The 4,233-nt window shown below is 31.5% G+C and carries 3 protein-coding genes and 1 rRNA gene; 2 read left to right on the plus strand and 2 right to left on the minus strand.

Going from position 1 to position 4,233, the window contains the following annotated elements; genetic code table 11:
- Nucleotides 1-191: 191 nt before the first annotated feature.
- Nucleotides 192-1,109, plus strand: coding sequence for a LysR family transcriptional regulator (locus tag BN3265_RS00005; RefSeq protein ID WP_058989550.1), 918 nt, complete (start codon nucleotides 192-194; stop codon nucleotides 1,107-1,109).
- Here BN3265_RS00005 and BN3265_RS00010 read toward each other — a convergent pair.
- Nucleotides 1,072-2,466 (minus strand): Na+/H+ antiporter NhaC family protein, encoded by a 1,395-nt coding sequence (locus BN3265_RS00010; protein WP_058989551.1) that lies wholly within the window; start codon nucleotides 2,464-2,466, stop codon nucleotides 1,072-1,074. The two genes, BN3265_RS00005 and BN3265_RS00010, sit on opposite strands and share 38 nt — an antisense overlap.
- 359 nt (nucleotides 2,467-2,825) lie before the next feature.
- Here BN3265_RS00010 and BN3265_RS00015 point away from each other — a divergent pair, with 359 nt between their 5' ends.
- The gene (locus tag BN3265_RS00015; protein WP_058989552.1) at nucleotides 2,826-3,779 is read left to right on the plus strand and encodes a 3-hydroxyacyl-CoA dehydrogenase; all 954 of its coding nucleotides are present in this window, start codon (nucleotides 2,826-2,828) and stop codon (nucleotides 3,777-3,779) included.
- A 327-nt stretch (nucleotides 3,780-4,106) separates the two neighbouring features.
- Here BN3265_RS00015 and rrf read toward each other — a convergent pair.
- Nucleotides 4,107-4,223 (minus strand): 5S ribosomal RNA (gene rrf, locus BN3265_RS00020).
- Nucleotides 4,224-4,233: the final 10 nt, after the last annotated feature.

The following is a 4,233-nucleotide window of genomic DNA, read 5'->3' on the forward strand; positions in this document are numbered from 1 at the left end:
AATATAAAGGTTGATGTTTGATATATTGGTAGTCCGAGTGAACCGTATGTATCCTTTATTGCGCCTGCATGTATTGTTTCTGTTGCAAATGATCTTTTTTTGTTTTCTGTCATTTTTTAATCCTTTCTTACTATTCTTTTATTTTTTCAAAATATTTAATATAATATATCCAAAGACACTAAGGAGATATTATGAATTTAAACAAAATTAATTACGCTATAGAAGTTTCTAAAACAGGTTCTATTTCCAAAGCTGCCAAAAACCTCTACACATCCCAGCCTGCCATTTCTATGGCTATAAATGATCTTGAAAAGGAACTGGGCTTTAAAATTTTTGATAGAAATCAAAGTGGAACTCAAACCACTGCCAAGGGTCTTGAGTATCTCATAAAATGCCAAGACTTAATGAGCAAGTACAAAGAAATTCAAAGACAATATTCTACAGATAATAAGGATATTTCTGAGCTTAGAGTTTCTAGTCAACATTTTAATTTCGCTGTATCGGCTTTTATGAAATTAATTGACAAGTATAAGAATGATTCTTTTAAATTTTATCTAAAAGAAACCACTTCTCTCGATGCTATTAACCACGTTGAAAACGATTATTCTGACCTAGCCTTTATTTATATAAATGATCCTTATAGGCAAGCCATTTTTAATTTATTCAAAGAAAAATCTTTGTCATACGTTACTATTGCCAAGGTCATTCCTCATGTTTTCATTAACAAAGATCATCCTTTAGCAAATCAAGAATTGATTAGAATTGATGATCTTTATAAATTTCCTATGATAATTTATGAGCAAAATGACACACAGATTTTACCGGAAGAATTTGTAAACCTACCTGATCACAAACAGGTTATATACACCCAAGATAGGGGTACGACTTTGGGACTTATTTCCAACACAAATTCCTTTAATGTTGGAACAGGTTGCCTTCATCCAGATAATGGATTTCCTAATATAAAAACAGTAAAGCTTGAAAATCCTGAAAATTTATCTATGGATATAGGTTATGTTTACAAATCTTCCAAAAATCTTTCAAAGCTTTGTAAGGAATATTTATCCCTAACTAAGCGTGAACTTGTTCATTGCCTTCCAAATTTTTAATATGATCGCTAACTTTTGATTCTGCCATATCATATTCAAAGTTCCATTTATCTTTTGCTTGAGTAAATGGTACATAAATTGAAATTATTGAAACTACTCCCAAAATAAATTGGTACCAGAAATATGGTATGATTTGGAATGGTGCAACTAAGCCTTCTGTAAAGCTTGCAGCTATCAAAACTTGAGCAGCATAAGGTACTATTCCTTGGAATACACATGAAAATGTATCAAGTAAAGATGCAGACCTTCTTGGGTCAATCTTATATTCATTACACATTTTCTTTGCTATTGGACCTGAAATAATAATTGCAACAGTGTTGTTAGCAATTGCTATATCAGCAAGAGAAACCAAAGCAGCTATACCAAGCTCACCAGATTTTTCTCCCTTAGCAAATTTTCTAATTTTTGCAATAATCCAATTAATACCGCCCTCTTTGGTAACCATATTAGAAAGACCACCAATTAACATAGAAAGTAAGAAGATTTCAAACATTCCAGTAAATCCTTCCCACATAGTTTGAGAAAGAGCAAGTAAATCAAAGCCATTGTTCATAAGAAGAACAATACCAGATAAAACAATACCTCCAGTTAAAACTAGAAATACATTAACTCCCATCAAAGCTACAACCAATACGAAAATATAAGGAATAATCTTAATAATATCGTAAGATAAATCTTGTTGAGCAGGTTGAGATTCTGGAGCACCCAAAACTAATAACAAAATGAAAGTGATAATACCAGCAGGAAGAGCCATTTTAATGTTCATCCTAAACTTATCCTTCATTTCACAATTTTGAGTTCTAGTAGCAGCGATAGTTGTATCAGAGATAACAGATAAGTTATCACCAAACATTGATCCACCAACCAAGGCACCAAGCATCAAAGCCATATTGATACCACCAGATTTAGCAAGACCAACAGCTATAGGTCCAAGAGCAGTAATAGTACCAACAGAAGAACCAGTAGCAATAGAAATGAAACAAGCTATCAAAAATACACCTGCAGTTAAAAATTTAGCAGGAACAAAAGAAAGTCCCAAACCAACTACAGAATCAACACCGCCAGAAGCAGAAGCAACAGCGGAGAAAGCGCCTGCCAATATGTAAATCAAACACATAATGATAATGTTTGAATCGCCACAGCCTTCAACCAAATTGTCGAATTTCTCATCAATACTTCCACCAAATAATAAAAATGCACTAATAATACCAACAAAAGCTGCAATAGGTGCAGGCAATTGATAAAAAGCCATTTCTACTCCTCTAACGTGAAGTACAATACCTGTGGCAAGGTAAATAACGATAAAAACCAAAAATGGAATTAACGCCTTACCAGAAACTTTTTCATTTTCTTTCACAATATTCACCCCTTTTTTTAAAAAAATGATTACGTTTTCATAATCATAATATTACAAATAAAAAAACTTGTAAAATACATATAAATTATAAGACATATAAGAAAAACTTATGGTACAATAAAGTATTAAAAAATTAAAATCAAATATAAATATAAAATAAGCTTGCAAATCCCCTACTTTGTAAAATTCAAAAAGAATAAAGTTATAATATCAAAAAAATTTCACAAATAAAATTAGAAAAATACCAAAAAAGATATAAAAAAATTTTATTACAAAATACTAGCCAATAGAATTTAAAAACAAAGAAATGGGTAAAAATATAAATGAAAGAAGAATAAAAATAAAAAAAGGAGAAATAAATGAAAATAAAAAAAGTAACCATAGCAGGCGGTGGCGTACTAGGAGCACAAATAGCCTACGTTACAGCCTTTCACGGATTTGACGTAACAATTTGGGGAAGAAGCGAAGGATCAATAGAAAGAGTAAAACCAAGAATTGATTACCTCCACGAAATATTCACCAAAGAATTGATGGCATGCCCATCCTATATCGGACAAGAAAATCCAAACTACCCAAGATCATTTTTCAATGATAAATCAGAAATAACAGAAGAAAAAATAGAAGAACTAAAAAAAGTAAACGAAAAAATTTACAAAGAAATGAAATACACAACAGATCTAGAAGAAGCATTTGCCGATGCAGACCTAGTAATAGAGGCGATAGCAGAAGTAGTGGACGAGAAAAAAGCCTTCTACGAAAAAATTGCTCCATACCTAAAAGAAGAAGCAATTCTAGTAACAAATTCATCAACCCTATTGCCATCAACCTTTAGAGAATACACAGGAAGAGAAGACAAATTCCTAAGCCTACACTTTGCAAATAACATCTGGAGACAAAATCTAGCAGAAGTAATGAAACACGACAAAACAAGTGATGAAGCCTTCCAAACAGTAATAAAATTTGCAAAAGAAATAGGAATGTACCCAGCAGTAATTAAAAAAGAACAACCAGGATATATCCTAAACTCAATCCTAGTACCACTAATAAATGCAGGACTAATGCTATACGGAGATGACATTGCAGATCCAGAAGATATAGATATGGATTGGAAAATTGGAACAGGCTCCCCAAAAGGTCCATTCGAAATAATAGATATAGTAGGAATTACAACAGTTCTAAACATAACAAAAACAAATCCACTAGCAAAAGACCCAACAAGTCCAATAGGAAAGGCTGTAAAAAAACTAGAAGAAAGAGCCGCCAAAGGCCTAAAAGGAATAGAAAGCGGCGAAGGATTCTACAAATACAAATAAAAGAAAAATGCGATGAAATAGTTTATATTTCATCGCATTTTAAATTAAATAAAAATATTTATAAATTCAAATATGCCGTCTTAAAAACAATCTATAAATTTTTTAATCAAATTCAACAAATGGGACCATTCAATCTTGGTACACTAATGTATGAATTTATTTTAAAAATTTATATCAAATCTTGCAAAATTTTTATAATATGAAAATAAATTTAAATTGATATTAAATCATTATTCTTGTTTTAAATATAGAAAATATATATTGAAATTTTAATGGTAAAACTTAAAAAATTACATCAAAAAAGACCAGCCTAAGCTGATCTTATTTGTTTGGCAACTTCCTAGTCTCCCGGGAGGTCTCCCTCCGAGTACCATCGGCGTTAGAAGGCTTAACTTCTGTGTTCGGTATGGAAACAGGTGTATCCCTTCTGCCATTGTCACCACGTAATTATTAT

It is taken from the genome of Anaerococcus rubeinfantis (assembly GCF_001487145.1).
Lineage (GTDB): Bacteria > Bacillota > Clostridia > Tissierellales > Peptoniphilaceae > Anaerococcus > Anaerococcus rubeinfantis.